This window comes from Thermoproteota archaeon, from assembly GCA_030130125.1.
Taxonomy (GTDB): domain Archaea; phylum Korarchaeota; class Korarchaeia; order Korarchaeales; family Korarchaeaceae; genus Korarchaeum.
The window spans coordinates 1-5,474 of record JARZZM010000015.1 but is presented as its reverse complement, the minus strand read 5'-3'; the positions used below and the strand labels follow the sequence as shown (position 1 = coordinate 5,474).

The following is a 5,474-nucleotide window of genomic DNA, read 5'->3' as shown; positions in this document are numbered from 1 at the left end:
GCTATCCTCACGACGCTCTTGGGAGGAGGATTCACATCTGTAGCTATTATCACCGGATAGCCGTGATTGAGTATCTCCTCCACTATCTCAGATCTGGACGCCCTTCTCATGGTTTTTAAAGCCAGTAGATTACCGTTCAGATCAATGACAGCTAGACCAACGGACATACCCGGATCTATGCCGACTATTATGGGCCTAGACCTAGGCAGGGGTGAGAGACGGCTCGAGGGGAATTTTATCTTGCTTCTCCAGGACTGACGCACCACCACCCTTAGAGGTGTCCACTCGCTACTTTCCTTCACTATCCTCCGGACATCGTCAATTCCTGCGTAGACTATGAACTCCGCCCTCCTCAACCCCCCGGAAGCTCTCTCCACGTACAGGTCGTAATCGAGATTTGCGGAGTCGAGCTCCGTGGCTATCTTATTGGCCTCGCTGAGTATGCTGGCCTCTATAGACCTCCTCCACCTGTCACTTCCCGAACCTCCCTGCCTTACACTCCTGTTCTTCGTTATGAGGACCCTAGTTTCTGGATACATGGCGATGACCTCTATCCCCACCCCCCTCTGCGCCAACCTAGCGACTATCCTAGCAGTACCGAGCGGATCCCTGTGGGAGGGGGGTGGAAGGCCAGCCTCCTTGGCTATCGACGAGAGGGACCTTATCCCATGAGGAGATCCGGTGACCTGAATGAGCTTGCTACCTGGGGGCATCCTCTCCATGACGAGCCTAAGCCCCTTCATGTCCTCCGCAAGCTCGTAAACATTATCCGTAGCGAGTACCTTGACCCCGTACCTCCTCATCAAGGAGAAGACCTCATCCAGAGTCACCTCCTCGTCCTCGAGGAGGATGCTCTCCCCCCTTATTATAGATACTGAGTAAGTAGGTCTCTTCTTTGATCTTGGCGAACCCGATCTTATGTCTACTCCGGCTACCACTAAATCGTCCATTCGGTATGACCTGATGCGACTAGGTTAATAAAGCTTAGCTCCCCCTAAGGGCTGATGAAAGCAGCCCCCGCCGCCCTTCACATCATGACGACGCTTCTAATTCTGAGCCTCATGGCACCAATACTAGCTCAGTCTCAAGAGGCCGATTTGAGCGTCACCGTAGAACCCAGGGATCCCTGCGTAGCAGGATATCCCTGTACCGTGAATGTATCGGTGGCTAACATGGATGGGATGATCCTCATCGATTACGTGAAGCTAATCACCCCTTGGGGGGCCTTCACGAGGAACCTAGGTTTGAGGGAGCTCAGGCCGAACGCCACGATAGTAGTCCCCATAATAGTGGATGTGGATAGGAACTCCTTGGAGGGCCCTAACTTCGTGAGGCCTATGGTTAGGTTCTTCAAGAAGGGAGAAATGGGCCTCAAGCTAGCTGAGGGCAACACTTCGTCCGTTATGGTGATTAAACCACGCATAAACGCTACTCTAGTGGTCGTCCCGCAATCCAGAGAGATTACCGTGGGTCAGCCGCTCTCAATCCAAGTGAGCTACGAAGTGGAAGGAATCCCTCGAGATTACCGCCCGACAATTTCCGTGTATTTAGATGGCAGGCTCACCATGGAGAGGGAGCTAAACGGCACGTCCGGTGAGGTAGGTCTTCCTCTACCGGTAGAGGGTGAGGGAAATCACACCGTCATAGTGAGCCTATGCTACGGAATAGGCTGCACCGACAGGAGCTTCGAGGTCACTGTCAGGAGGACCGTGAGAGTGATCTCCGGATACAATAAGGAGGAGCTAAGGGCAGCGCTGAAGGAGGTAAAGGACGAAAGGAGACTATTTCAGAGCGTATACGAGAGGTCCGTAGAGGCTGGACTTCCCATACCAGAGGATGTGCTGATAAACGTCTCCGTCATCGATTCCAAAATAAGAGAGGCTGAGGTCCTCCTAGATCGAGAGAACATATCCTATGCTGACATCCTTAGGGTCAAGATGCTCCTCAACCAGTCATCTGCCATAATAAAGCGCTTGGAGGGGGAGCTCCTTCTGACGTACAAGGACAAGATAATCGAGATGATTAGCAGGGCCATGGGGGAGATAGAGGAGGTGAAGAACATAAATCAGACAGAGTACAGAGCCATGAAAGACATCCTCGCCAACTTAACCTCCTGTGTGGGTGGATTGAACCTGACAAGCGCGCCGGACTTATACTCGAATGTGACGCGGGAGATATCCTCCTTGGAGGAGAGAATAAGGGTCATCAAGGAAAGGGCTGCTGAAGAGGCAAGGCTCCTGTCAGGCGTGACCGTATCGTTGATATTCGTTGCGATGATTTCAGGTGCAACCATTATCTTGAGAAAGTGGAAGTCACAGCTGATGAAGGAATGAGGTGCTTCTGAAGTGTGTGGAATAGTGGGCATAGTGAGGAGGCGCTTGGGAGTGGCCAGAGACCTAATAAAATCCCTAAAAAAGCTGGAATACAGAGGATACGACTCAGCCGGGATAGCAGTGATGTCTAACGGGGACATAGAGGTAGTGAAAGGTGTAGGCACGATAGATGCGGTAGTAGGAGACGCGGAGATAAGAGACGGATACGTAGGGATAGGCCATACTAGGTGGGCCACCCATGGCGGAGTAAGCCCCGAGAACGCCCATCCTCACCTCTCCTGTGATGGAGAGGTGGCTGTCGTTCACAACGGGACTCTCGATGATTTTGAGGGTATGAGGAGGGAGCTGATAGCCGAGGGGCATGTGCTCCATTCCGAGACAGATACAGAGGTCGTGGCCCACTTGGTGGAGGAGAACCTCAAGTCGGGGGACGGACCCCTCTCAGCATTCGTGAAGGCCGTCAAGAAGTTGAAGGGAAGCTACGCCTTAGTATCCATCATATCGGGCGAGAGAGCCCTCTTTCTAGCTAGGAACAAGAGTCCACTGGTTATAGGCCTAGGGGAGGATGGGAATTACTGCGCATCGGATGTGGCCGCACTGCTCCACCTGACGAATAGGTTCATCTTCATGGAGGACGGGGAAATAGCCTTACTCACCCCCTCTGAGGTCGAGATCTGGAGATTGAAGGGAGATAATCTGGAGAAGGTCTATAGGGAGGCTGAAGAGGTGGAATGGACGCCTCAGTTGCTGGACAAGGGAGCGTTCGATTACTTCATGCTTAAGGAGATACACGAACAGCCTCACATCCTCAGGAAGATTGCGGAGAGCATTGATTACTACACGAGGTTCTCCGAGAGGCTGAGCTCCCTGCTTAGGGATGGATCCCTGACGATAGTTGCTGCTGGGACCTCCTACCATGCAGGTCTGATCGGAAAGTACCTCTTATCTAAGCTAGCTGGTGTCAGATCCGAGATCATAGTGGCCTCGGAGTTCCCGGAATGGTCCTCCCACCTGAGGCAGGGCGACGTCGTCCTAGCCATCAGCCAATCAGGTGAAACCGCAGACGTGCTAGAGGCCGTGAGAATAGCGAAGTCAAAGGGCTCCATGGTGGTTTCCATAGTGAATGTTCCGGGAAGCACGCTCACTAGAATCTCCGACGAGTCCGTCTTCATACAGGCGGGCCCGGAGGTAGGGGTCGCGGCAACTAAGACCTTCTCTGCCCAAGTATCTGTTCTGTACGTAGTCTCTTCCCTTATTAGCGGCAGAAGCGGGATTTCTAGGGAACTCACCGAGGTGTCGGAGCTGCTGAAGGGCTCTATGGACTCTTTGGAGGAATTCTCCAAGAAGATGAGCAATATCCTCAAGGACAAGGAGCACGTGTTCTTCTTGGGGAGGGGGATAAACTACCCAACGGCATTGGAGGGAGCGCTCAAGCTCAAAGAGATAAGTTACATACATGCCGAGGGCTATCCTGCTGGCGAGTACAAGCACGGACCGCTCGCCCTAATAGAGGAGGGCACACCCGCCATCGTGCTAGTTCCCGTGAATGAGGAGCTCCGAAAGAAGACGATATACAATATCATGGAGGTGAGATCTAGAGGGGCCTTTACCATAACGGTACAGCCCAGAGGTATCGAGATCCCAGCTGATGCGAGCTTGGAAACGGATGTCTGGGATGAACTCATCTCCCCACTGATCTACACGGTTCCACTGCAGCTAATAGCCTACCACACGGCGGTAACCCTAGGAAAAAATCCAGACAAACCCAGAAACTTGGCTAAAAGCGTGACCGTGGAGTGAGAAATCACTCCAGCGTTATGAAGAGTACGTTGTTCCCCCTTATGAAGAGGGTGCCCATGCTCCTCCTCACTTCTTTCGTGTCGGGATCTAGTTCCCTAGCTGAATCTAGAACTAAGTTCATCATCTCATCGTAGACCAGCAGCTTACCCCTTATCTCACTTCCGTTCTTCAATCTGACGGTTATCTCGGCGCCATGGGCCTTCCTCAGATGCGATATCGGGAGCTCTCTACTCATAATTCATCACCAAACTCAGACTCCTCATATTATAAATGGATGGGATGAAACGTGATCACCTGCTGCTCAAGGCGATCCTCTCTATCTCCTCCTTCCTCCTTATGGCGAAGCTCTTGTTCCTGTCGTAATCAGCAGCAGCGATTATCTCATCAGCAAGGGCCTCAGCTAGGCTCCTCGGGCTCCTGAATGCCTTCATAGCCGCTCCTTGGGCTATGTGCCTGATGGCGAGGTCGACCATCCTGCTCGGGGAAGTGTCGACGGCGTGGAAGTAGCTGACTCCACCGTACATGATCCTGGTGACCTCCTCCCTTATTATGGAGTTCTCGATGGCGTCTATGAAGACCTGTATGGGGTTCCTGCCGGTCCTCAACTCGATGATCTGGAACGCGTACTTGACGGTCCTCAGGGCCTTGAGCTTCTTTCCTGGATTCTTGCTGTTCACATGGTCCTTTTTACTACCAGCATTGATCGCCTGACTCATGAGCCTGTTAACCAGCCTCTCAACGATGGGAAGCTCGAGCTTCCCGAACCTCTTATGTTCGTGCCTTCCGCCGGTGTGCGGGAGGTAAACTGGCTTGAGGGAGATCACCCTCTTCAGGGCGATGTTCCTTATCTCAACTCCCTCATAGCTCCACTTACCAAACAGCTTTATCTCGGGACCACCGGTCTTGGGGTTCTCCTCTGCCTTGATCTCAACCTCCTCGCTCATGCGATCACCTGCTGGGCTTCTCCTTCTTACCCTGCAGTATCGCCTGCAGGGATACACCGTTTACCTTTATCACTTTGTATCTGACTCCCGGTATGTCTCCCATGGACCTGCCCCTAGAACCGCCGATGCCCTCAATTATCACCTCGTCGTGCTCATTGATCACGTTCAGAGCACCATCTCCCGGTGCGAACGCGGTGACTATGACCCCGTTCTTGGCTAACTGGGCCTTGACCGCCTTCCTAAGGCCGGAGTGAGGTTGCCTCGCCTCGAGACCTACCTTCTCCAGTACTATGCACCTAGCCATGGGCGCACCCTCTAGAGGATCGAACTTCTCCTTCAACCTGTATAGTCTCCTCCTGACCTTCCAGCTGTGGAGTCTCTTCTCCTTGTACTTCTC

General features: G+C 52.9%; 6 protein-coding genes. 2 read left to right on the top strand and 4 right to left on the bottom strand.

What is annotated here, in order from left to right; all coding sequences use genetic code 11:
* Positions 1 to 950, bottom strand: a 950-nt coding sequence (locus QI197_03470) for a DUF460 domain-containing protein (protein MDK2372420.1), incomplete at its 3' end; no start/stop codon positions are given.
* A gap of 54 nt (positions 951 to 1,004) precedes the next feature.
* Here QI197_03470 and QI197_03465 point away from each other — a divergent pair.
* Both QI197_03465 and glmS read left to right on the top strand, forming a co-directional pair.
* A complete protein-coding gene (locus QI197_03465) occupies positions 1,005 to 2,333 on the top strand; it encodes a hypothetical protein (protein MDK2372419.1) in 1,329 nt (442 codons plus the stop codon).
* A 12-nt stretch (positions 2,334 to 2,345) separates the two neighbouring features.
* On the top strand, positions 2,346 to 4,133 hold the full coding sequence (gene glmS, locus QI197_03460) for a glutamine--fructose-6-phosphate transaminase (isomerizing) (protein MDK2372418.1): 1,788 nt from the start codon (positions 2,346 to 2,348) through the stop codon (positions 4,131 to 4,133).
* A gap of 4 nt (positions 4,134 to 4,137) precedes the next feature.
* Here glmS and QI197_03455 read toward each other — a convergent pair whose 3' ends face one another.
* The 3 genes from QI197_03455 to QI197_03445 form a co-directional block, all read right to left on the bottom strand.
* Positions 4,138 to 4,368, bottom strand: coding sequence for a U6 snRNA-associated Sm-like protein LSm6 (locus QI197_03455; protein MDK2372417.1), 231 nt, complete (start codon positions 4,366 to 4,368; stop codon positions 4,138 to 4,140).
* Between the two features lie 55 nt (positions 4,369 to 4,423).
* Positions 4,424 to 5,077: a 30S ribosomal protein S7 gene (locus QI197_03450; protein MDK2372416.1), complete on the bottom strand. Its 654-nt coding sequence runs from the start codon at positions 5,075 to 5,077 to the stop codon at positions 4,424 to 4,426.
* A 4-nt stretch (positions 5,078 to 5,081) separates the two neighbouring features.
* A partial coding sequence (locus tag QI197_03445; GenBank protein MDK2372415.1) for a 30S ribosomal protein S12 occupies positions 5,082 to 5,474 on the bottom strand: 393 nt, incomplete at its 5' end.

Coding starts and splice junctions, on each gene's coding strand:
- QI197_03465 (MDK2372419.1), top strand. CDS start 1,005: ATGAAAGCAGCCCCCGCCGCCCTTCACATCATGACGACGCTTCTAATT.
- QI197_03450 (MDK2372416.1), bottom strand. CDS start 5,077: ATGAGCGAGGAGGTTGAGATCAAGGCAGAGGAGAACCCCAAGACCGGT.
- QI197_03455 (MDK2372417.1), bottom strand. CDS start 4,368: ATGAGTAGAGAGCTCCCGATATCGCATCTGAGGAAGGCCCATGGCGCC.